We start from the raw sequence: 25,479 nt of genomic DNA on the forward strand, positions 1-25,479 counted from the left end.
CCTCCCTGCGGTCAAATCCCTTAATTTCCCAACCCTGCCGGAAGCCTTCCAGGCCCCCGGCTGTGCCCGTGTTTCTTTCACCGGGCGCCCAGCACAGACGATTGCAAACGGCAGCTGAAAACGGACTTTCTTCTCCACCGTGACTTATCAGGCAGGTTACCTCCATGCAGTTCAGCGAATTATTGGCAGCGATTTCCACCCATGCGATCCGTCTGCAAAGGGAAGCAGACGACCTGATTGTCCTGGGTGACGATGAGGCATTGGATGACGCGCTGTGGGATCAATTGATCGCCCACAAACCCCGGTTGCTCGCACTGGTGGCCGAGCATGGCGGTGACTGGCTGAGCCCGGCCTATCGGATCACGCCGGCCATGTTGCCGCTGGTCAGCCTCGACCAGGCGGCCATCGACCGGATCGTCGCGGCGATCCCCGGTGGTGCGGCGAACGTGCAGGACATCTACCCGCTGGCGCCGTTGCAGGAGGGCATGCTCTATCACCACCTGTCGGCGCAGCAGGGCGATCCGTATGTGCTGCACGCGCAGTTTGTATTCGACAGCCGTCCTCGCCTGCACGCATTTGCCGAGGCGCTGCAATGGGTCATCGACCGCCACGATATTCTGCGTACGTCGATGGCCTGGGAGCGCCTCGACGAGCCCCTGCAAGTGGTGTGGCGCACGGCGACCCTGGCCTGTGAAGAGGCGCATTTCAGTGGGGGCGATGCGTTTGACCGTTTGCTGAACCGCTATGACGCGCGCACGTTCCGCCTCGACCTGGGCCAGGCGCCGCTGCTGCGCCTGGTATTTGCCGAGGACCCGAACCACCAGCGCGTGGTTGCCATGTTGCTGTTTCACCACACCATTCTCGACCACACCGCGCTGGATGTGGTGCGCGATGAAATCCAGTTGTACCTGGCGGGCCAGCAGGACCAGGCCACGGCGCCGGTGCCGTTTCGCAGCTATATCGCCCAGGTGCGCCACGGCGTCAGCGAGCAGGCCCATGAGCAGTTCTTCCGCGAGATGCTGGCGGATATCGAGGCGCCCACACTGCCGTTCGGCTTGCAGGATGTGCAGGGCGACGGCCAGGGTATCGACGAGGTACGCATCCCCGTCGACGCCGCCCTGGGCCTGCGCTTGCGCAGCCTGGCGCGGGCGCAGGGCGTGAGTGTGGCAAGCCTGCTGCACCTGGCGTTGGCGCGGGTCCTGGGCGTGGTGTCCGGGCGCGAGTCAGTGGTGTTCGGTACGGTGATGCTCGGCCGCATGGGTGCGGGAGAGGGCGGTGAACGGGCGCTGGGCATGTTCATCAACACCCTGCCACTGCGCGTGGACCTGGGCGCGCAGGGTGTGCGGGCCGGCGTCAAGGCCACCCATGCACGGCTGACCGCGTTGCTCCAGCATGAGCACGCGTCCCTGGCGCTGGCCCAGCGTTGCAGCGGCGTGGCCGCGCCGACGCCGTTGTTCAGCGCGATACTCAACTACCGGCACAGCGCTGCGGGTGATATGGCCGAGGTGATTGACGTCGCCGAGGGGATCCAGGTCCTTGGTGCCGAGGAACGCACCAACTACCCGCTGACGGTGAACGTGGACGATCTCGGCGAAGCGTTTGCACTGACGGTGATGGTCGCGGCGGCCATCGGCGCGCAGCGCGTGGCGGGCTACCTGCACACGGCGCTGGCGAGCCTGGCCGAAGCCCTGGAGCAACGACCGGAGATGCCGCTGAGCGGCCTGAACATCCTGCCTGACCCCGAACGCCATGCCCTGTTGCACACCCTCAACCACACCCCGCAGACCTTCGCCGACAGCGCGCTGATCCACCAGCAGGTCGAAGCCCACGCCGCCGCCCAGCCCGAAGCCATTGCCTTGCGCTTCGACAACCAACGCCTCAGCTATCGCCAGCTCAACGAACGTGCCAACCAGGTTGCCCATCGCCTGCTCGCCCAAGGCGTGCGCCCGGATGATCGGGTCGCGATCTGCGTGGAACGCGGTGTGGAGATGATCATCGGCCTGCTGGGCATTCTCAAGGCCGGCGCGGGCTATGTGCCGATCGATCCGGCCTATCCGCTTGAGCGCATCGCCTATACCCTGGCCGACAGCGACCCGGTGGCCGTGCTGGTGCAGGCCAACACCCGTCATCGGGTGGGCGACCGGACGCAGATCGATCTCAACGGCCTGCGGGGCGAGTCCATCGTCAACCCGCGGATCACGCTGAGCCCGGCAAGCCTGGCCTATGTGATCTATACCTCCGGCTCCACGGGCCAGCCCAAGGGCGTGATGATCGAGCATCGCCAGGTCGCGCGGTTGTTCACCGCCACCGAACACTGGTTCGGCTTCAACTCCACCGACGTGTGGGCGCTGTTCCACTCCTTCGCGTTCGACTTCTCGGTGTGGGAAATCTGGGGCGCGCTGATGCATGGCGGGCAACTGCTGATCGTGCCGCAGCGGGTCAGCCGCTCGCCGGACGAGTGCTACACGCTGCTCTGTGAAGCGGGGGTGAGCATTCTCAACCAGACCCCCAGCGCCTTCCGTCAACTGATCGCCGCCCAGGGCCAGAGCCCCCAGGCGCATTCCCTGCGCCAGGTGATTTTCGGCGGCGAGGCGCTGGAACCGGGGATGCTCAAGCCCTGGTATGCCCGGGCGATCAATGCCGGCACGCAGTTGGTGAACATGTATGGCATCACCGAAACCACCGTGCACGTCACCTACCGTGCGTTGCAGGCGGCGGATGCGCACCGGGTCGGCGCCAGCCCGATTGGTGTGCGCATTCCCGACCTGCAGTTGTATGTGTTGGACGAGCGCCGCGAGCCGCTGCCGTTCGGTGTGGTCGGTGAGCTGTACGTCGGCGGCGCCGGTGTGGCGCGCGGTTACCTGAACCGCGATGCGCTGACCGCCGAGCGCTTCCTGGTTGATCCGGCCACCGGCTTGCGTTTGTACAAGACCGGTGACCTCGGCCGAATGCTCGCCGACGGCAGCGTCGAATACCTGGGGCGTAACGATGACCAGGTGAAAATCCGCGGATTCCGCATTGAACTCGGCGAGATCCAGGCGCGCCTCGCCAGCGCTCCGGGTGTGCGTGACGCGGTGGTGATTGCCCGCGAAGACGAACCGGGTGACAAGCGCCTGGTGGCCTACGTGATCGCCGACGGCGCACCGAATATCGCGGATTTGCGCGACCACCTGCTGCTGAGTCTGGCCGAACATATGGTGCCCAGCGCCTTCGTGTTGCTGGACCGTTTTACGCTGACCGCCAACGGCAAGCTCGACCGCAACGCCTTGCCCGTGCCCGATGCCACAGCCCTGGCGCGGCGGGGCTACCAGGCGCCCCGGGGCGCGGTGGAAAACGCCATCGCCGCGATCTGGCAGGACCTGCTCAAGCTCGAGCGCGTCGGCCGTGATGATAACTTTTTCGAACTGGGCGGCCATTCGCTGCTGGCGGTCAAGCTGATCGAGCGCATGCGCCAGGTCGAGCTGGGCGCCGACGTCCGCGTGCTGTTCGGCCAGCCGACCCTGGCGGCACTCGCTGCCGCAGTCGGCGGGCAGCAGCAGGTGCAGGTGCCGGCCAACCTGATCACGGCGGCCACGCAGCACATCACCCCGGACATGGTGCCGCTGGTGGAGCTGAGCCAGGCCGCCCTCGACCACATCATCCAGCGCGTGCCCGGCGGCATCAGCAATGTGCAGGACATCTACGGCCTGGCTCCCCTGCAGGCGGGCATTCTGTACCACCACCTGGCGACCCGCGAAGGCGATCCCTACGTGTTGCAGGTGCAGTTCGGCTTCAACGATCAAGCGGCGGTCGATGCCTTTATCCAGGCGCTGCACAGCGTGATCGAGCGCAATGACATTCTGCGTACCGCGATCCTCTGGGAAGGCCTCGACGAGCCGGTGCAAGTGGTGTGTCGCCAGGCGCCACTGGCGGTCGAGCGCATAGAGGGGCTGGGCGCCGATGCCTTGGCGCAGTTGCGACAGCGCTTCGACCCACGGCACTTCCGTCTCGACCTCACGCGCGCCTCGCTGATGCACTTCGCCTACTGCGCAGAACCGGGTCGCCTCGTCGGCATCCTGCTGCTGCACCACATCCTGCTCGACCACACCGCCCTGCAAGTGCTGGTGCAAGAGATGAGCGCCAGCCTGTCCGGCAGCAGCGCGCAACTGCCGGAGGCCGTGCAGTACCGCAACTACGTGGCGCAGGCGCGCCTCGGAGTCAGCCAGGCGCAACACGAAGCGTTCTTCACTGAGATGCTCGGCGACATTGACGAACCGACCCTGGCCTTCGGTTTGCAGGATGTGAACCGCGACGGCAGTGGCATTCTCGAGGCACGCCTGCCGTTGGAACCGGCCTTGAACCTGGGCCTGCGTGAACAGGCGCGGCAACTCGGGGTGAGCACCGCAAGCCTGGTGCACCTGGCCTGGGCCCAGGTGTTGGGGCAGGTGTCGGGCCAGCAAGAGGTGGTGTTCGGCACGGTACTGCTGGGCCGCATGCAAGGCGGCGCGGGCGCCGACCGCGCGCTGGGGATGTTCATCAACACCTTGCCGCTGCGGGTCAGCCTCGGCAACACCGGGGTGCTGGCCGGTGTGCGCGCCACCCATGCACGGCTCGCACACTTGCTCGGGCATGAGCACGCATCGTTGTCCCTGGCCCAGCGCTGCAGTGGTGTGCCGGGCTCACTGCCGTTGTTCAGCACCTTGCTCAACTACCGTCACAGCGCTGCGGACCAAGCGCCGGGGGATAACCCGTTTGCGGCCAGCGGCATCCAGATCCTCAGTTCCGAAGAGCGCAGCAACTACCCGCTGGTGCTCAATGTCGATGACCTCGGCAGCGGTTTTGCCCTGACGGTGCAAGGCGTAGCCAGCCTGGATGTGCAGCGAGTGGGCGACTACCTGCTGACCGCGCTGCGCCACCTGGTGAGTGTGTTGCAACAGGCGCCGACCACGCCGTTGCAGGCGGTGTCGATCATCCCGGCGGCCGAGCGCCACCAACTGCTGGTGGAGTTCAACGCCACGACGCGCGCCTACCCGTCGCAATTGACCGTACACCAGTTGTTCGAAGCCCAGGTGCTGGCACGTCCTGAAGCGGTGGCGGCGGTGCAGGGCAGTGTGTCCCTGAGCTACCGCGACCTCAATCGCCGCGCCAATCGCCTGGCCCACCACCTGATCACCCTGGGTGTACAGCCGGGGGAAAGCGTGGCCATCGCGCTGCCGCGCAGCATCGACTTGCTGATCTGCCAGCTGGCCATCCTAAAATGCGCGGCAGTCTATGTGCCGCTGGACATCAACGCGCCGGCCGAGCGCCAGGCGTTCATTGTGCAGGACAGCGGTGCGCACCGGGTGCTTGGCGATCTCGCCGAGCTGAATCTGGACGCGCAGTCGCCGCGCAATCCCGACCTGTTCCAGACCGCCCAGTGTGTGGCGTACATCCTCTACACGTCCGGCTCCACCGGCGCGCCCAAGGGCGTGCAAGTGCTGCACCGCGCGATCACTCGTTTGGTGCTCAACAATGGCTATGCCGACTTCAACGCCCGGGACCGCGTGGCGTTCGCCTCCAACCCGGCGTTCGACGCCAGCACCCTGGAAGTCTGGGCGCCGCTGCTCAATGGCGGTTGCGTGGTGGTGGTCGAGCCGACAGAACTGTTGTCCCAGGCTGCGTTTGGCGCACTCTTGCAGGAGCAGGCCGTCAGCGTGTTGTGGATGACCGCCGGGCTGTTCCACCAGTATGCCGATGCGCTGATGCCGGTGTTCCGCCAGTTGCGTTACCTGATCGTCGGCGGCGATGTGCTTGACCCGCTGGTGATTGGCCGCGTGCTCGCGCACGGCAAACCGCAACACCTGCTCAACGGTTATGGCCCGACCGAGGCGACCACCTTTTCCACCACCTATGAGATCACGGCGCCGGGCGAGGGCAGTATTCCCATCGGCCGGCCGATCGCCAACGCCCAGGCCTATGTGCTGGATGCGCACCAGCACCTGCTCCCGCTGGGCGCGGTCGGCGAGCTGTATATCGGCGGCGCGGGCCTGGCCACGGGCTACGTGAACCAGCCGCACTTGACCGCCGAAAAATTTATTCCCAATCCCTTCGGCGAGGGCTTGCTGTACCGCACCGGTGACCTGGCGTGCTGGAGGGCCGACGGCATCCTGTTGTACCAGGGCCGCAATGACCTGCAAGTGAAGATCCGTGGTTATCGGATCGAACCCGGCGAAATCGAAACCTGCCTGGCGAGCTTTCCCGGCGTGAACGACGCCGTGGTCGTGGTGCGCGAAGACGCGCCCGGTGACAAGCGCCTGGTGGCCTACTACACCGCCGAGGCGGCGCTGGAGATCGAAGCGCTGCGGGCCCATCTGCAAGGCCGGTTGCCGGATTACATGGTGCCGTCGGCCTATGTCTGGCTGGCGCTGTTGCCGCTGACCGCCAACGGCAAGCTCGATCGCAAAGGCCTGCCGGTGCCCGACCACAGCGCGCTGCTCAGCCGTGGCTATGAGGCGCCGGAGGGCGCAGTGGAAACCCTGCTGGCGCAGATCTGGCAGGACGTGCTCAAGCTCGAGCGCGTGGGTCGCCATGATCATTTCTTCGAGCTGGGCGGGCATTCGTTGCTGGCAGTCAGTTTGATCGAGCGCATGCGCCAGGCCGGCCTCAGCGCCGACGTGCGCGTGCTGTTCAGCCAGCCGAGCCTGGCCGCGTTGGCGGCGGCGGTGGGCGAGGGGCGCGAGGTGCGGGTGCCGGCCAACGGCATTCCATTGGGGTGTACGCGTATCACCCCGTCGATGCTGAGCCTGGTGCAACTCGACCAGGACGCCATCGACCGTATCGTCGCCAGCGTGCCGGGGGGCGCGGCCAATGTGCAGGATATCTACCCGCTGGCGCCGTTGCAGGAAGGCATTCTCTACCACCACATCAGCGCCGAGCAGGGCGACCCGTACCTGCTGCAATCGCGCCTGGCATTCGACAGCCTCGAGCGTCTGCAGGCATTTATGGGCGCGTTGCAGCAGGTGGTGGCGCGTCACGACATCCTGCGCACCGGCGTGGTCTGGGAAGGCCTGGACAGCCCGGTGCAAGTGGTGTGGCGCGAGGCAGGGCTAAGCGTGCAGGCGGTCGACCTGGACCCGGCGGACGGCGCCATCATCGAGCAGTTGCACGGGCGTTTCGATGCCCGTCACTACCGCCTGGATATCACCCAGGCGCCGTTGCTGCGCATGGTCTACGCCAAGGACCCGGGCAACGCGCGGGTGGCGGCGATCCTGCTGTTTCACCACCTGGCGCTGGACCACACCGCCATGGCCGTGGTCGGCCAGGAAATGCGCGCGTTCCTGTTCAACCAGGCGCAGGACTTGCCGGCGCCCGCACCGTTTCGCAACTACGTCGCCCAGGCTCGCCTGGGTGTCAGCGCGCAAGAGCACGAACACTTCTTTCGCGCCATGCTCGGCGATGTCGACGAACCGACCTTGCCCTTTGGCGTACAGGATGTGCAGGGCGATGGCCGTGCGATCGAGGAGGCCGAGCAAGCCCTGGACGCAGCGTTGGCCCGGCGCGTGCGCGGGCAGGCCCGGCAGTTGGGCGTCAGCGCGGCGAGCCTGATGCACCTGGCCTGGGCGCAGGTGCTGGGGCTGGTGTCCGGGCGTGACGACGTGGTGTTCGGCACCGTATTGATGGGCCGCCTGCAGGCCGGCGAAGGTGCCGACCGGGCGCTCGGAATGTTCATCAACACCTTGCCGCTGCGGGTAGATGTCGCGGCCAGCGCCGCCGTGGCGGTCAGGGCCACGCATGCGCGCTTGAGTGCCTTGCTCGGTCATGAGCACGCATCGTTGGCGCTGGCCCAGCGTTGCAGCGGCGTGGCGGCCTCCACGCCGCTGTTCAGCGCCTTGCTCAATTACCGCCACACCATGCCTGACGAAATGGCGCGCGACGGCCACGGCATCTGGACGGGCGTGCAGTTGCTCGGTGGTGAAGAACGCAGCAACTACCCGCTGACCTTGAGCGTGGATGACCTGGGTGACGGCTTTGGCCTGAATGTCCTGGCGCTGCCGCAGATCGGTGCCGAGCGCCTGTGCAGCTACATGCTCGGCGCGGTGGAGCAGTTGGTCGCGACCTTGGAAAGTGCGCCAGATACGCCGCTCAACCGGCTGCCGATTCTGTCGGTGGCGGAGCGTGACACCCTGCTGCGCGACTTCAATGCCACCGCCCACGATTTCCCCCAGGGCCAGACAGTGCATGGCGCCTTTGAGGTGCAGGCCGAACGCCAACCCGAGGCGATTGCCGTGGTGCAGGGCGACGAATCGCTGACCTATGCGCAACTCAACCGTCGCGCCAACCAGTTGGCCCATCACCTGCTGCAAGTTGGTGTGCAACCGGACGACCGCGTCGCGCTCTGCTGCCGGCGTGGCCCGCAGATGCTGGTGGGGCTGCTGGGTATTCTCAAGGCTGGCGCCGGCTATGTACCCATCGACCCGGCGTACCCCGCAGAGCGCATCGCCTACCTGCTGCAGGACAGTGCCCCGGTGGCGGTGCTGGCCGAGGCGAGCACCCGCGACCTGCTGGGCGCGGTCGCCAGCATCGACCTGCACGACCCGCGCTGGCAGCAGCACGCCGCCAGCAACCCGCACATCAGTGCCTTGACCCCGGCGCACCTGGCCTACGTGATCTACACCTCGGGCTCCACCGGCCAGCCCAAGGGCGTGATGGTCGAACACCGCAGCGTCGAAAACCTGCTGCACTGGCACTGCGAAGCCTTTGGCCTGGATGCGCGGAGCCACACCAGCAGTGTCGCCGGGTTCGGCTTTGACGCGCTGGCCTGGGAGCTGTGGCCGGCACTGTGCGTAGGCGCCACCCTGCACCTGCCGCCTGCACAGGTGGGCAATGAAAATCTCGACGCGCTGCTGGCCTGGTGGCTGGAGCAGCCACTGGACGTGAGCTTCCTGCCGACGCCGGTGGCTGAGTACGCCTTCAGTCAGAACCTGCAACACCCAACCCTGCGCATCCTGCTGATCGGCGGTGATCGCCTGCGCCAGTTCAGCCAGGAGCGACGCTTTGCGGTGATCAACAACTACGGTCCCACCGAAGCCACGGTGGTCGCCACCTCCGGCCGCGTGCGCGCCGGGCAGGCGCTGCATATCGGCCGGCCGATCGCCAATGCCAGCGCCTATGTGCTGGACGCGCACTTGCGCCCGGTGCCGGTGGGGGTTGCCGGCGAGCTGTATGTCGGCGGCAGCGGCATCGCGCGGGGCTACCTCAACCGCCCGCAGATGACCGCCGAACGCTTCCTGCAGGACCCGTTCAACCAGGGGCGCATGTACCGCACCGGCGACCGGGTGCGCTGGTTGCCGGATGGCAACCTCGACTACCTGGGCCGCAATGACGACCAGGTCAAAGTGCGCGGCGTGCGCGTCGAGCTGGGCGAAATCGAAAGCTGCCTGGCTGCGCTGCCCGGCGTGGGTGATGCCGTGGTGCTGGTGCGCGAGGGCCGTTTGATCGCCTGGTTCACCGAACAGCAGCCGCTGGATATCGACGCACTGCGTGCGCAGCTGCAAGCGCAGTTGCCCGCAGCGCTGGTGCCGGTCGCGTACGTGAAACTTCAGGCATTGCCGCTGACCGCCAACGGCAAGCTCGACCGCAGGGCCTTGCCGGAGCCCGATCACAACGCCTTGTCGAGCCGTGACTATGCGCCCCCCCAAGGCGCGGTCGAAACCACCTTGGCGCGTATCTGGGCCGAAGTGCTGCAGGTTGGGCAAGTCGGTCGGCATGATCACTTCTTCGAACTGGGCGGGCATTCGCTACTGGCCGTGAGCCTGATCGAACGCATGCGCCAGGCTGGCCTCAGCGCCGATGTACGGGTGCTGTTCAGCCAACCCACCCTGGCTGCCCTGGCAGCCGCCGTCGGCAGTGGCCGCGAAGTGCCGGTGCCGGCCAACCGCATTGCCGTCGACTGCCAACGCATCACCCCGGATATGCTCACGTTGGTGAGCCTGGACCAGGCCACGCTGGATCACGTGGTGAGCCGTGTGCCCGACGGTGCCGCCAATGTGCAGGACATCTACCCGCTGGCACCCCTGCAGGAGGGCATCCTCTACCACTACATCACGGCCGAACAGGGCGACCCGTACCTGCTGCAATCGCACCTGGCATTTGACACCGTGGAGCGCCTGCAGGCCTTCGCCCAGGCACTGCAACAGGTGATCGATCGTCACGATATCCTGCGCACCGGGGTGGTCTGGGAAGGTCTCGTACAGCCGCTGCAAGTGGTGCAGCGCAGCGCTGAACTGAGCGTGCAGGAACTGCACCTGCACGGCGACGTACTGGCCGAGTTGCATGCGCGTTTCGACGCGCGGCGCTATCGCCTGGATATCAGCCAGGCCCCGCTGATCCGCCTGATGTATGCACAGGACCCGGCCAACCAGCGTGTGGTCGTGGTGTTGCTCTATCACCATATCGTCCTCGACCACACCGCCTTCGACGTGGTGCTGCGCGAAATGCAGGGCTACCTGCTGGGTCACCCCGCGCCAACGACGGCACCGATGCCGTACCGCAACTACGTGGCCCAGGCCCGCCTGGGGGTGAGCGAGCAGGAACACGAGGCGTTCTTTCGCGGCATGCTCGCTGATGTCGACGCGCCGACCTTGCCCTTCGGCTGGCAGGATGTGCGCGGCGACGGCAGCGCCATCGAGGAACACAGCTTGCGCCTGGACAGCGACCTCAACCGCCGCCTGCGCGCCCAGGCCAGGCTGCTGGGCGTGAGCACCGCGAGCCTGTTCCACCTGGCCTGGGGGCAGGTGCTGGCGGTCACCTCGGGTCGGCGCAGCGTGGTGTTCGGCACCGTGTTGGTCGGCCGCCTGCAGGGCGGGGAGGGTGCCGACCGCGCGCTGGGTGTGTTTATCAATACCTTGCCGCTGCGCCTGGATATCGACGCGCAGGGCGCCCGCGCTGCCGTGCGTACCACCCATGAGCGCCTCAGCGCCTTGCTCGGGCATGAGCACGCGTCCCTGGCGCTGGCCCAGCGCTGCAGTGGGGTGGCCGCGCCGGCGCCGCTGTTCAGCTCGATGCTCAACTACCGTCATCGCGGCGCGGCCACGCGCTCGCGGGAGGCGCAGCAGGCCTGGGAAGGCATGCAGACCCTGGTCAACGACGGGCGCACCAACTACCCGCTGACCTTGAACGTGGATGACCTGGGCGATGGCTATGCCATCACTGCCCTGGCGCGCACCGACGCGCAGCGGGTATGCGGCTATGTGCAAGTGGCCTTGTCCGGCCTGGTCGACGCGTTGGAGCAGGCGCCGCAGCGGGCGCTTGACCGCCTGCCGGTGCTGGACGCCGAGGAGCGTAAAAAGCTGCTGGTCGAGTTCAACTCAACCGAGGTGCCGTACAACCTCGACCAGACCCTGCACAGTCTGTTCGAAGCCCAGGTGGTGCGCACACCGCAGGCCGTGGCGGTCACCGCTGGCGAGCAACACTTGACCTATCAGGCACTCAACGAGCGCGCCAATCGCCTGGCCCATCACCTGCGTGAACGCGGCGTCCAACCAGACGCGCGGGTAGGCATCTGTGTGGAGCGTGGCCTGGAGATGGTCGTCGGCCTGTTTGCGATCCTCAAGGCCGGTGGCGGTTATGTGCCGCTGGACCCGGCCTACCCGCAGGAACGCATCGCCTACATGCTGCAGGACAGCGCGCCGGTGGTGGTGCTGGCCGAGGGCGCGACCCTGGCGCTGCTGGGGGACGCGCCGGTGATCGACCTCGACCATTGCACCTGGCAGCACCAGCCCGCGACCAATCCCCACGTCGCCGACCTCAATGCGCGCCATCAGGCCTACGTGATCTACACCTCCGGCTCCACCGGCCAGCCCAAGGGCGTGATCAACGAACACGCCGGGGTGGTCAACCGCCTGTTGTGGATGCAGGACGCCTACGGTCTCAAGGCCGAGGACGCGGTGTTGCAGAAAACCCCGTTCAGCTTCGACGTGTCGGTGTGGGAGTTCTTCTGGCCGCTGTTCACCGGCGCCCGCCTGGTCATGGCGCGTCCGGGCGGGCACAAGGACCCGGCGTACCTGTGCGAGGTGATCGAGTCTGAGCGGATCACCACCGTGCACTTCGTGCCGTCGATGCTTGACGTGTTCCTCGCGCATGGCGACGTCAGCCAGGCCGCCGGCTTGCGGCGCGTGATGTGCAGCGGCGAAGCCTTGCCGGGCAGCCTGGTGCGGCGCTTCAAGCAGCAATTGCCGGGCCTCGGCCTGTACAACCTGTACGGTCCGACCGAAGCCGCGGTGGACGTGAGCGCATGGAACTGCGCGCGCCCCGAGGTGCCCGACAACACGCCGATCGGCAAGCCGATTGCCAACACGCGCCTGTACCTGCTGGATGAGCAGTTGCAACCGGTGCCGCTGGGCGTGGTCGGCGAACTGTTCATCGGCGGCGTGCAGGTGGCGCGCGGTTACCTGAACCGTCCGCAGCTGACGGCCGAGCGCTTTATCAAGGACCCGTTCAGCGACGGGCGCCTGTACCGCACCGGGGATGTGGGGCGTTACCTGGCCGACGGCAATATCGAATACCTGGGCCGCAACGACGACCAGGTGAAAATCCGTGGCCTGCGCATCGAACTGGGGGAAATCCAGGCGCGCCTGATCGAGCACGCAGCGGTCAAGGACGCCGTGGTGGTGGCCCGCGAAGAACGCCTGGTGGCCTATTACACCGGTACGCAGACGCCCGTCGACAGCTTGCGTGAACAGCTGTTGCGGCACTTGCCGGACTTCATGGTGCCCGCGCTGTTTGTGCACCTCGACGCACTGCCGTTGAGTCCCAACGGCAAGCTTGACCGCAAGGCCCTGCCAACCCCGGGCCTGGACGCGTTGGTGGCGCGTGAGTACGAGGCGCCAGAAGGTGACACCGAGAAGCTCCTGGCGCGGCTGTGGGCCGAACTGCTCAAGGTCGAGCGGGTCGGTCGCCAGGACAATTTCTTTGAATTGGGCGGGCACTCGTTGCTCGCCGTGAGCTTGATCGGGCGCTTGCGCCAGGAAGGCATGGAAGCCGATGTGCGCGCGCTGTTCGAACAGCCGACACTGGCCGGCTACGCCGCAATGACCGAACGAATGGAGATCGTCCTGTGAGCATCAACCAACTGCTGGCGACGCTGAAAACCAAGGACATCCAACTGGCGCTCAAGGGCGATCAGTTGTCGGTGCAGGGCAACAGGCAAGCCTTGAGTGACCCGGCGATCATCGCCGCGCTGCGTGAACACAAACCGGCGTTGATCGCGCTGATCCAGGCCGGTGAATACACGGCGCCCCAGGCGGGCGCCGTCGAGGTGCCGGCCAATGGCATCCCGGCCGGCGCCGAGCGCATCACGCCGGACATGCTGAGCCTGTCGACCCTGAGCCAGGAGGAGATCGACCGAGTCGTCGCCAGCGTCGACGGCGGCGTGGCGAATATCCAGGATATCTACCCGCTGGCGCCGTTGCAGGAAGGCATCCTGTTTCACCACGTCAGCGCCGAGCACGGCGATCCGTACGTGATGCAGGCGCAATTCGCGTTCGACAGCCTGGCGCGCTTCGACGCCTTTGCCCAGGCGCTGCAGGCGGTGATGGATCGCCACGATATCCTGCGCACCGGCGTGGTGTGGGACGGCCTGCAAGAGCCCTCGCAAGTGGTGTGGCGCACTGCGCGCCTGCCGGTGCAGGCCCTCCAATTGCCGGCGGCCGAGGGCGACATCGCCGCGCAACTGCATGCGCTGTTCGATGCCCGCCACTATCGTCTCGACGTGACACAGGCGCCGCTGCTGCGCCTGGTGCGCGCGGATGATCCGGCCAACCAGCGCATCGTCGCCAGCTTGTTGTTCCACCACATGGCCCTCGACCACAGTGCCCTGGAAGTGGTGTGCCATGAAATGCAGGCGTGCCTGCTGGGGCAGGGCGCGGCGCTCGGCCAGGCGGTGCCGTTTCGCAACTATGTGGCCCAGGCGCGGCTGGGGACCTGCGAAGAGGAGCACGAAAGCTTTTTCCGGCAGATGCTCGGCGACATCAGCGAACCGACCTTGCCGTTTGGCCTGCACGATGTACAAGGCGATGCACGCGGCATTGCCGAGGTTCACCTGGCACTGGCGCCGGCGTTGTCGCAACGGCTGCGGGCGCAGGCGCGGCAACTAGGGGTGAGCGCCGCCAGCCTGTTCCATATGGGCTGGGCGCAGGTGCTGGGGGTGTTGTCCGGCAAGGAGCAGGTGGTGTTCGGCACCGTGTTGATGGGCCGCCTGCAGGGCAGCCATGACACGGACCGGGCGCTGGGGATCTTCATCAACACGCTGCCGTTTCGCGTGGACGTGGGCAACGAGGGCGTGCGCGCCGGGGTCAAGGCCACCCACGCAAGGCTCACCACGTTGCTGCGCCATGAGCATGCGCCGCTGGCCCTGGCCCAGCGCTGCAGTGGCGTGGTGGCGCCGACGCCGTTGTTCAGTGCGTTGCTCAATTACCGCCACAGCGCCCCGGCCGCCAGCGCCGAGGCGGTCTCGGCCTGGCACGGTATCGCCGCGCTGAGTGCCGAGGAACGCACCAACTACCCGCTGACCCTGAGTGTCGATGACCTGGGTGAAGGCTTCGGCCTGAGCCTGCTCGCCAGCACCTTGGTGGACCCGCACCGCGTCTGTGCCTACCTGCAGACCGCGTTGGAAAACCTGCTGGACGCGCTGGAGCAGGCGCCGGACACCGCGCTCAACCGCGTGTCGGTGCTGCCGCTCGCCGAGCAGCAGCGCTTGTTGCAGCAGTTCAATGCCACCCAGGCGGAGTTCCCCCAAGGCACCACGCTGCATGCCCGCATCGAAGCCCAGGCCGCGCTGGCGCCCGACGCCATCGCCGCCGTGCACCAGGGGCGGCAGATGACCTATGCCGAGCTGAACCAGCAGGCCAACCTGCTGGCGCATCACCTGCTGGCCCTGGGGGTCAAGCCCGATGACCGCGTGGCGGTTGTCGCGCGCCGGGGCCTGGACACCCTGGCCGGGTTGCTGGCGATCCTCAAGGCTGGCGCCTGCTATGTGCCCGTGGACCCGTCCCACCCGGCTGAGCGCCTTGAGTACCTGCTCAGTGACAGCGCGCCGGTCGCGGTATTGGCCCAGCACGCGTTGCTTGCCCGCCTGCCGGCGCTCGACGTGCCGGTGATCAACCTTGACCGCTACACCTGGCAGCATCACACGGCGAGCAACCCAGAGGTCGCGATGACCGCGTCGAACCTCGCCTATGTGATCTACACCTCCGGTTCCACCGGCCAGCCCAAGGGCGTGATGGTGGAACACCACACCGTGGCCAACCTGGTGGACTGGCACTGCCGCACGTTTGACCTGTGCGCCGGGCGCCACACCGCCAGCGTCGCCGGGTTTGGCTTTGATGCGATGGCCTGGGAGGTCTGGCCGGCCCTGTGCGTGGGGGCGACCCTGCACCTGCCGCCGGCCACGGACGGCGCCGAGGATATTGACGCGCTGCTGGCCTGGTGGTGCGCGCAGCCGCTGGACGTGTGCTTCCTGCCGACCCCGGTGGCCGAGTACGCGTTCAGCCAGCAGATCGAACACCCGACCTTGCGCACCCTGCTGATCGGCGGCGACCGCCTGCGCCAGTTCGCGCGTGCGCAACGTTTTGAACTGATCAATAACTACGGCCCGACCGAAGCCACGGTGGTCGCCACCTCGGGCAAGGTCGAGGCCGGCCAGCCGCTGCACATTGGCAAGCCCATCGCCAATGCCCGCGTGTATCTGCTGGATGCGCAGCAGCGGCCGGTGCCGCTGGGCGTGGCGGGCGAGCTGTATGTGGGGGGCAAGGGCGTGGCGCGCGGCTACCTGAACCGCCCGCAGCTGACGGCCGAACGTTTCCTGCACGACCCGTTCAACGCGGGGCGCATGTACCGTACCGGCGACATGGCGCGCTGGCTGCCGGACGGCACTCTTGAGTACCTGGGGCGCAACGATGACCAGGTGAAAATCCGTGGCGTGCGGATCGAGCTGGGCGAGATCGAAGCCCAGCTCAACCATCTGCCGAGTCTCCTGGAAGCGGTGGTGCTGGTGCGTGACGAGCGCCTGGTCGCCTACTACACGGAAAACCCGCAGTTCGACCCACTGACCGTGGCCGACCTCCGCGCCCACCTGGTGACGCACCTGCCGGACTACATGGTCCCGGTCGCCTACGTGAAGCTGGACGCGCTGCCCCTCACCGCCAACGGCAAGCTCGACCGCAAGGCCTTGCCGGCCCCGGACATGGCCGCGGTGTTTACCCGTGAATACGAAGCCCCCGAGGGCGAGATCGAAAGTGTGCTGGCGCAGATCTGGGCCGAGGTGCTGCAGGTCGAGCGCGTGGGGCGCCGCGATCATTTCTTCGAGCTGGGCGGGCACTCGTTGCTGGCGATGCGCATGGTCTCCCAGGTACGCCAGCGCCTGGGCGTGGAGTTGCTGCTCAGCGACGTGTTTGCCAATGCCGAACTGGCCGCTGTCGCCGAGGGGTTGGCCCAGGCCGGCCGCAGCACCTTGCCGCAGATCCTGCCGGCCAACCGCGATGAGCCGGTGCCGCTGTCTTTTGCCCAGCAGCGCCTGTGGTTCCTGGCGCTGATGGAAGGCGCCAACACCGCCTACAACATTCCCATCGGCCTGCGCCTGCGCGGCCAGTTGCATGTCGAGGCGTTGCAACGCGCGCTGGCGCGGATTGTCGCGCGGCATGCCACCCTGCGCAGCCGTTTTACCCAGCACGGTGACGTGGCCCAGGTGCTCAGTGTGCCGGCCGAAGACGTGCTGCCCCTGCAAGTGCAGGACCTGCGCCGCCACCCGCAACCCCAGCAGGCGCTGGATGCATTGATCCAGGGCGAGGCTTCGGCCCCCTTTGACCTGGAGCGCGGCCCGCTGCTGCGCGGGCGCCTGGTGGTGATGGCCGACGATCACCACGTGCTGCTGTTGACCCTGCACCATATCGTCTCGGATGGCTGGTCCATGGGCGTGCTGACCCGTGAGCTGACGGCGTTGTACCAGGCCTTCAGCCACGGCCTGCCAGACCCGTTGCCGGCGCTGGCGATCCAGTATGGTGACTTCGCCGTGTGGCAGCGCCTGTGGCTCAGCGGCGAAGTGCTGCAGCGCCAGAGCCGCTATTGGCAGCAGGCCCTGGACGGTGCGCCGGCCTTGCTCACGCTGCCCACCGACCGCCCGCGCCCGGCACTGCAGGACTACGCCGGCAGCAGCGTCGAGGTACGCCTGGATGAACGCCTCACCGCTGGTCTCAAGGCCTTGAGCCAACGCCACGGCAGCACGTTGTACATGACCTTGATGAGCGCCTGGGCTGCCTTGCTCTCGCGGCTGTCCGGGCAGCACGACGTGGTGATCGGCTCGCCGGTGGCCAACCGCACGCGAGGTGAGGTGGAAGGCTTGATCGGCCTGTTCGTCAACACCCTGGCGGTGCGTATCGACACCTCGGGCGCGTTGAGCACCGAGGCGTTACTGGCACGGGTCAAGGGCCTGACACTGGCGGCCCAGGACCACCAGGACCTGCCGTTCGAGCAGGTGGTGGAAATCACCCGGCCGCTGCGCAGCCTGGCCCACAGCCCGCTGTTCCAGACCCTGCTGACCTGGCAGGACAGCAGTGCGCCGACCCTGGCCCTCGGCGACCTGGCCCTGGAGCGCATTGTCGAACACAGCCACTTTGCCAAGTTCGACCTGTCGCTGGACCTGGGCGAAGTGCAGGGCACGATTATCGGCGCGCTGGAATACGCCGTGGCGCTGTTCGATGAGTCGACGGTGCGCCGTTATGTCGGCTACTTCACACGCCTGCTGCGGGCCATGGTCGACAACGACCAGGCGGTCCTGGAGCAGGTGCCGCTGGTGGACGAGCGCGAGCGCCAGCAGTTGCTGTTCGACTTCAATGCCACAGCGGTCGACTACGACCTCGAACAGACCCTGCACGGGATGTTCGAAGCGCAGGTGGCGCGCACTCCGCACGCGATTGCGCTCAAGGCCGGCGAGCGGCAACTGACCTATGCCGAACTGAATGCGCGGGCCAATCAGTTGGCGCATCACTTGCTGGCGCTGGGTGTACAGCCCGGCTCGCGGGTGGCGATCTGCGTGGAGCGCGGCCTGGACATGGTCATCGGCCTGTACGCGATCCTCAAGGCCGGCGCCGCCTATGTGCCGCTGGACCCGGCGTATCCGCTGGAGCGCCTTGCCTACATGCTCGCGGACAGCGCGCCGGTCGCCGTGCTGGCCCAGTCGGCAACGCGTGGGCTGCTGGGGGACGTGGCGGTGGTCGACCTGGACCAGCCGTGCTGGCAGCACCAGCCGCTCGACAATCCCACGGTTGCGGCCGTCAGCGCCTACGTGATCTACACCTCCGGCTCCACCGGCCAGCCCAAAGGCGTGATCAATGAGCATGCCGGGGTGGTCAACCGCCTGTTGTGGATGCAGGACGCCTATGCGCTGACGGCCGACGACGCGGTGCTGCAGAAAACCCCGTTCAGCTTCGACGTGTCGGTGTGGGAGCTCTTCTGGCCGCTGTCCACCGGCGCGCGCCTGGTGATGGCGCGACCTGAAGGGCATAAGGATCCGGCCTATTTGTGCGCCGTGATCGCGGCTGAGCAGATCACCACGCTGCATTTCGTGCCGTCGATGCTCGACGTCTTCCTCGCCCATGGCGACGTCAGCCAGGCCGCGGGCGTGGTGCGGGTAATGTGCAGCGGCGAAGCCTTGCCCGGCAGCCTGGTGCGGCGCTTCAAGCAGCAGATGCCCGGCAGCGAGTTGCATAACCTGTATGGCCCCACCGAAGCCGCCGTCGACGTGACGGCCTGGAACTGCGCGGGAGCCGTGACGCCGGACAACACGCCGATCGGCAAGCCGATTGCCAACACGCGCCTGTACGTGCTCGACGCGCAGTTGCAACCGGTACCCCTGGGCGTGGTCGGCGAGCTGTTTATTGGCGGCGTGCAAGTGGCGCGTGGCTATTTGAACCGTCCGCAGCTGACCGCCGAGCGCTTCCTGCAAGACCCGTTTACCGAGGGGCGCATGTACCGCACCGGCGACGTCGGCCGTTATTGGCCGGACGGCACCCTCGAATACCTGGGGCGCAACGACGACCAGGTGAAGATCCGTGGCCTGCGTATCGAACTGGGGGAAATCCAGGCGCGGCTGACCGAATGTGCTGCGGTCAGCGAGGCTGCCGTGGTCGCCCGCGATGAACGCCTGGTGGCGTACTACACCGGCGTGCGCACGCCGATCGACACACTGCGTGCGCAACTGCTGCGGCACCTGCCGGCGTTCATGGTGCCGGCGGTGTTCGTGCATCTGGAGGCGCTGCCGTTGAGCCCCAACGGCAAGCTCGACCGCAAGGCACTGCCGGCGCCGGGGGCGGATGCGGTGGCGGTGCGCGCTTACGAAGCGCCTCAGGGCGAGCGCGAAATGATCATCGCTGCGCTGTGGGCCGAGCTGCTCGATGTAGAGCGCGTGGGGCGCCATGATCACTTCTTCGAACTGGGCGGGCACTCGCTGCTGGCGGTCAGCCTGATGGGCCGTTTGCGCCACCTGGGGTTGGCGGCGCCGGTGAAAGTGCTGTTCGGCCAACCCACCTTGTGTGCCTTCGCCGCAGCACTGGGCGGTAGCGCGCAAGTCGCGCAGTTGCCGCCGATCCCGCTGGACTCGCCCGCCATCGCGCGTATTGTCGCCGGCATCCCCGGTGGCTTGGCGAATGTGCAGGACCTCTACCCGCTGGCGCCGTTGCAGGCCGGCATGCTCTATCACCATCGCGCCGAGCAGGCCGCCGATGCCTATCTGCTGCAGGCGCAATTTGCCTTCGACAGTCGCCAGCGCTTCGACGCGTTTGCCCAGGCCTTGCAGGCGGTGATCCAGCGGCACGACATTTTGCGCTCTTCCTTCCATTGGCAAGGCCTGGAGGAACCGTTGCAAGTGGTGTGGCGTGAGGCGAGCCTGCGCGTCGAAACCGGGCCGGTGCCGTCGCGCCTCGACCTCGGGCAGGCGCCGCTGATGCGCCTGGTGTATACCGAGACGCCGCAGCGGCTGGTCGCGACCTTGCTGTTCCACCACCTGGTAATGGACCACCTGGCGCTGGAGATCCTGCAGCATGAACTTCAGGCCTTCCTGTTGGGTGCCCAGGATCAGCTGGGTGCGGCGGTGCCGTATCGCAACTACGTGGCGCAGACCCGCGTGGGCGCCGAGACCCACGAGGATTTTTTCCGCGCGATGCTGGGGGACATCGATGAGCCAACGGTGGTGCAGGACCTGGGCCCCGCTGCACAGGCGCGGATGACGCTTGACGCTGCGTTGGGTCAACGCCTGCGTACCCAGGCGCGCCAGGCAGGGGTCAGCACTGCGAGCCTGATGCACCTGGCGTGGGCCCATGTACTCGGCAAGGTCAGTGGGCGTGAGTCGGTGGTCTTCGGCACCGTGCTGCTGGGCCGCCTGCAAGGCGGCGAGGGTGCCGAGCGCGCCATGGGGGTGTTTATCAACACCTTGCCGCTGCGGGTCGACCTCGGTGAACAGTCGGTACGCACTGCCGTGCAGGCCACGCATGTGCGCCTCACCGAACTGCTCAGCCACGAACATGCGTCGCTGGCACTGGCCCAGCGGTGCAGCGCGGTACCGGCGAGCACGCCCTTGTTCAGCGTGTTGTTCAACTATCGCCATAGCGCGCCGCGCGGCGCGAGTGTGGCCGAGGCGTGGCAGGGCATTCAACTGCTCAAGGCCGAGGAGTCCAGCAACTATGGATTGTCGATGAGTGTGGACGACCTCGCCGACGGCTTCGGTCTGAAGGCCGTGGGGCCGGGTGCGGGGCGGTTGTGCGACTACCTGCAGATCGCCGTGGAGCAGGTGGTGCAGGCGCTGGAAGGGGCGGCGGAGATTGCCATCGGCCGCTTGCCGATCCTGCCCGCTGCCGAGCGCCAGCAGCTGTTGGCGTTGAATGCCACTGCCCGGGCATTCCCGCGTGAGCACACGGTGCAGCGCTTGTTCGAAGCACAGGCGCAGGCACGGCCCGGCGCCGTGGCGGCGCTGCAGGGCGAACACAGCCTGAGCTACGGCGAACTGAACAGCCGCGCCAACCGCCTGGCCCATCACCTTATCGAGCTTGGCGTGCGGCCTGGGCACAGCGTGGCCATCCTGCTGCCACGCTGCCTGGATTTACTCGTCAGCCAGCTTGCAGTGCTCAAGTGCGCGGGCGCCTATGTGCCGCTGGATATCCACGCGCCGGCCGAACGCCAGGGCTTCATGGTGCAGGACAGCGGCGCGAGCTGGCTGCTGACCCACAGCGATGCGGTGATCGGGTACCCGGTCCGGCGCCTGGACCTCGACACCCTGGTCCTCGACCCGCAACCGAGCCATAACCCGGACGTGTCGCAATCCTCGGACAGCGTGGCGTACATCATGTACACCTCCGGCTCCACGGGCACGCCCAAGGGCGTACTGGTGCCCCATCGCGGCATCACACGGCTGGTGCTCAACAACGGCTATGCCGATTTCAATGCCGGCGACCGCGTGGCCTTCGCCTCGAACCCGGCGTTCGACGCCAGCACCATGGACGTCTGGGGCGCATTGCTCAACGGCGGCCAGGTGCAGGTCATCGACCATGCCACCGTGCTCGACCCGAGCGCGTTCGGCGCGGCCTTGCAGGAGGTGACGGTGCTGTTCGTGACCACGGCGCTGTTCAACCAATACGTGCAGATGATTCCCCAGGCGTTGGCGGGCCTGCGCATTCTGTTGTGCGGCGGCGAGCGGGCCGACCCGGCCGCGTTTCGCCGCCTGCTGGCCGCGGCCCCCGCGCTGCGCCTGGTGCACTGTTACGGGCCGACGGAAACCACCACCTATGCCAGCACTTATGAAGTGCGCGCGCTGGCCGATGACGCCGAGAGCGTGCCGGTGGGACGGCCGATCGCCAACACCCGGATCCATGTGCTGGATGCGCAATTGCAGCCGGTGCCGCTGGGGATCAGCGGTGAAATCTGCATCGGCGGCGATGGCGTGGCCAAGGGGTACTTGAATCGCCCTGAGCTGAGCGCGGAAAAATTTGTCCAGGACCCCTTTGTCCCAGGCGCCCTGATGTACCGCACCGGCGACCTCGGTCGCTGGACGGCGGGCGGGTTGCTGGAGTGCATCGGGCGCAATGACGACCAGGTGAAAATCCGCGGTTTCCGTATCGAGCTGGGCGAGATTGAAGCGCGCCTGGCAACCTTTGCCGATGTCCAGGAGGTGGTGGTGCTGGCGCGCGAAGACGCGCCGGGGGACAAGCGCCTGGTCGCGTACTTTACTGGTGCAGCCGCCATCGACGCCCTGCGTGCACACCTGCAGGCGCAATTGCCGGAATACATGCTGCCTTCGGCCTATGTGGCGCTCGCGCACTTGCCGTTGACTGCCAACGGCAAGGTCGACCGCAAGGCGCTGCCGGCACCTGAGTGGGACGCCTTGAACCGCCGCGACTTCGAAGCCCCCAGCGATGCCCTGGAGCACACCCTGGCGCGGCTGTGGGCCGAGGTGTTGAAACTGGAACAGGTGGGCCGGCATGACAGCTTCTTCGAATTGGGCGGACACTCGCTGCTGGCGATTCGGCTGGTAAACCTGCTGGAGGAAGCGGGTCTGCCGGTGTCCCTCGCCGAGCTGTTCCAACATGCCAGCGTGGCGTGCGTCGCCGCGCTGTTGCGCGCACGCACCCAGGCACCGCTGCGCGACACCGGCGTGATCACGGTGCGCAGCAGCGGTACGCAACCGCCGTTGTTCCTGATCCATGAGTTCAGTGGCATGGACGTCTATTTCCCGGCGCTGGGCCAGCACCTGCCCGGTGATTATCCGATTTTCGGCCTGCCCGGCGTGCCCTTCGGTGAAGCGCATCTGCACAGCATGGAAGGCCTGGCGGCGCGCATGGTCGGGCTGATTCGCGAGCGCCAGCCCCACGGGCCGTATCGGCTGGCGGGCTGGTCGTTTGGCGGCGTACTGGCTTATGAGGTCGCCATGCAATTGCTGGGGCTGGATGAGCCCGTGGCGTTTCTCGGCTTGATCGACAGCTATGTGCCGCGCATGACCGACCAGGGCAAGGCGCGCTGGAGCGGGCCGGACGCGCTCAAGCGGCACCTGTTGTTGCAGTGCACGGCCTATTGGAACGCACAGGGAGGTGCACATGAGTTGGCGAGTCTTGAACAGTTGGCGTCGGGCATTGGACAGCTGGACTTTGCAGGCCTGCTGCAACGCTGTCGCGATCAAGGTCTGCTGTACGCGCAAATGGCGGCGGCGACGGACGCGGACCTCTTGAGCTTCATCGAGCGCGAAGTCGGGCATGGGCATGCGCTGGCGCATTACAGCTTGTTCCCGCTGCCGATTCCGGTGCATCTGTTCAGCGCGCTGGAGCGCCCGACCGAGTTGTCGCGGCGCAGTGAATCGCTGGGTTGGGAGGACGCGCTGGCGCCGGGCCAACTGCGCCGCATCGAGGTGCCTGGCGATCACCAGAGCATGATGCAGGCCCCGCATATCCGCACGTTGGGCGCGGCGATCAGCGCCGCCCTGGCGACCTGTTCGCCACAGAAGCAGGCGCCGCACCAGCCGCTGCTGCGCATCCAGAGCGGGCGGGAAGGGCATGCGCCGCTGTTCTGTGTGCCGGGGGCGGGGGACAGCGTCACCGGCTTCGTGGGGTTGAGCGATGCGCTCGGGCGCGATTGGCCGCTGTTCGGCCTGCAACCACGCGGCCTCGACGGTGAGGCAGTGCCGCACAGCCAGGTCGAAGCGGCGGCGGCCTGTTACCTGGCGGCGCTGGAGCAGGAGTACCCGCACGGGCCGGTGCACTTGGCCGGGCATTCCTTCGGTGGCTGGGTGGCGCTGGAGCTGGCGCTGCAGTTGCAGGCGGCCGGACGTGAAGTGGCGTCGTTGACGGTGATCGACAGCGAGGCGCCAGGCGGCGCGGGCAAGCCGTATACCACCACGGCGGCACTGCTGCGCCTGATCGAAGCGATGCAGTTGTCGTCCGGCAAGTCGTTGGGCATTGACCCCCTGGACTTCGCCGCACGCGATGACATCGCGCAACGGCAATGGCTGCACGCGGGCATGGTCGGCGTCGGCTTGTTGCCGGCACGGGCCAGTGTGGACGCGATGGACGGTCCGGCGCGTACCTATGCGGCGGCGTTGCGCACGGTGTATCGGCCGGCGCGGCGGTTCGAGGGGGTGGTGCGGTTGGTGTTGGCCCAGGACCCGGCGCTGGATGCAGCGGGTAATCAGCGTGAGCAGGGCCTGATGATTGAAGGGTGGCGACGCCAGGGCAACGGGCTGCAGGTGTGGTACGGCGGCGGCAATCACTTCACGTTGCTCAAGGCCCCGAATGTTCACGGGCTGGCACGTTGGTGGCTGGACGGTGTGGTGGTTGCGGAGGTGGTGTCGTGAAGTGGCGCAAAACCGGCATGTGCCTGGCGTTGGCGGCCGCTATTGGCCTGGTGGTGTATGCCGTCCAGGCTCCCGCCGACGCCCCCCAATACCTCACGGCTAGCGTCGAACGCGGCGATATCGAGAATGCCGTGTTGGCCACCGGCGTGCTTGAAGGCATCAAGCAGGTCGACGTCGGCGCCCAGGTTTCGGGCCAGTTGAAGTCGCTCAAGGTCAAGGTCGGCGACAAGGTGAAAAAGGGCCAGTGGCTGGCCGAGATCGACCCGCTGATCCTGCAGAACACCCTGCGCAAGGCCCAGGTCGACGAAGAAAACCTGCAGGCCCAGCGCCGTGCCACGGCGGCCCAGCTCAAGCAGGCCAAGTTGGTGTATGAACGCTACAAGGGCCTGCAGGATGATGAGTCGGTGTCGCGCCAGGATTTCGAAGACGCCGAGTCCACGTTCCAGGTGCAGCAGGCCAACCTGCTGTCCCTGGATGCGCAGATCAAGAGTGCACATATCCAGATCGACACGGCCAAGGTCAACCTGGCCTACACGCGCATCGTCGCGCCCATCGACGGCGACGTGGTCGGCATCGTCACCCAGGAAGGCCAGACGGTCATTGCCAACCAGCTGGCGCCGGTGCTGCTCAAGCTGGCGGACCTGGACACCATGACCGTCAAGGCCCAGGTCTCGGAGGCCGATGTGATTCATATCAGCCCCGGCCAGCAGGTGTACTTCACCATCCTCGGCGAGGCCGACAAGCGCTACTACGCCAAGCTGCGCGGTACTGAGCCGGCGCCGCAGAACTTCCTCGAGACCCAGACCGCCGGCACCCCCAAGCAGAACACGGCGGTGTTCTATAACGCGCTGTTCGACGTGCCTAACCCTGACCATCGCCTGCGCATCGCCATGACCGCCCAGGTGCGCATCGTGCTCGACACCGCCGAGGCCGCGCTGATGGTGCCGGTGGCCGCGCTGGGCCCGCGCAACCCCGATGGCAGCTACCCGCTGCGGGTGCTCGACGCCAAGGGCAAGGCGCTGTCGCGGCAGGTGAAGACCGGCATCAACAACAACGTCAAGGTGCAGATCCTGGAGGGCCTGGCCGAGGGCGATAAAGTCGTGATCGGCGATGCCTCGCCGGCCGTGGCGGGGAACTGA

Annotated in this window: 3 protein-coding genes; all 3 read left to right on the top strand. The window is 67.0% G+C overall.

Going from position 1 to position 25,479, the window contains the following annotated elements; translation table 11 throughout:
* Window positions 1-164 precede the first annotated feature (164 nt).
* From AC07OJ_RS01835 to macA, 3 genes are read left to right on the top strand one after another with little or no spacing between them, the layout of a single operon-like run.
* A complete protein-coding gene (locus AC07OJ_RS01835; protein ID WP_495093774.1) occupies window positions 165-13,076 on the top strand; it encodes an amino acid adenylation domain-containing protein in 12,912 nt (4,303 codons plus the stop codon).
* Entirely contained in the window at window positions 13,073-24,340 is an 11,268-nt protein-coding gene (locus tag AC07OJ_RS01840; RefSeq protein WP_495093775.1) for an amino acid adenylation domain-containing protein, read from the top strand. Before AC07OJ_RS01835 ends, AC07OJ_RS01840 begins: the two co-directional genes overlap by 4 nt.
* Window positions 24,341-24,357: 17 nt before the next feature.
* Window positions 24,358-25,479: a macrolide transporter subunit MacA gene (macA, locus tag AC07OJ_RS01845; protein ID WP_495094259.1), complete on the top strand. Its 1,122-nt coding sequence runs from the start codon at window positions 24,358-24,360 to the stop codon at window positions 25,477-25,479.

This window comes from Pseudomonas sp. GW821-FHT09C08, assembly GCF_059418125.1.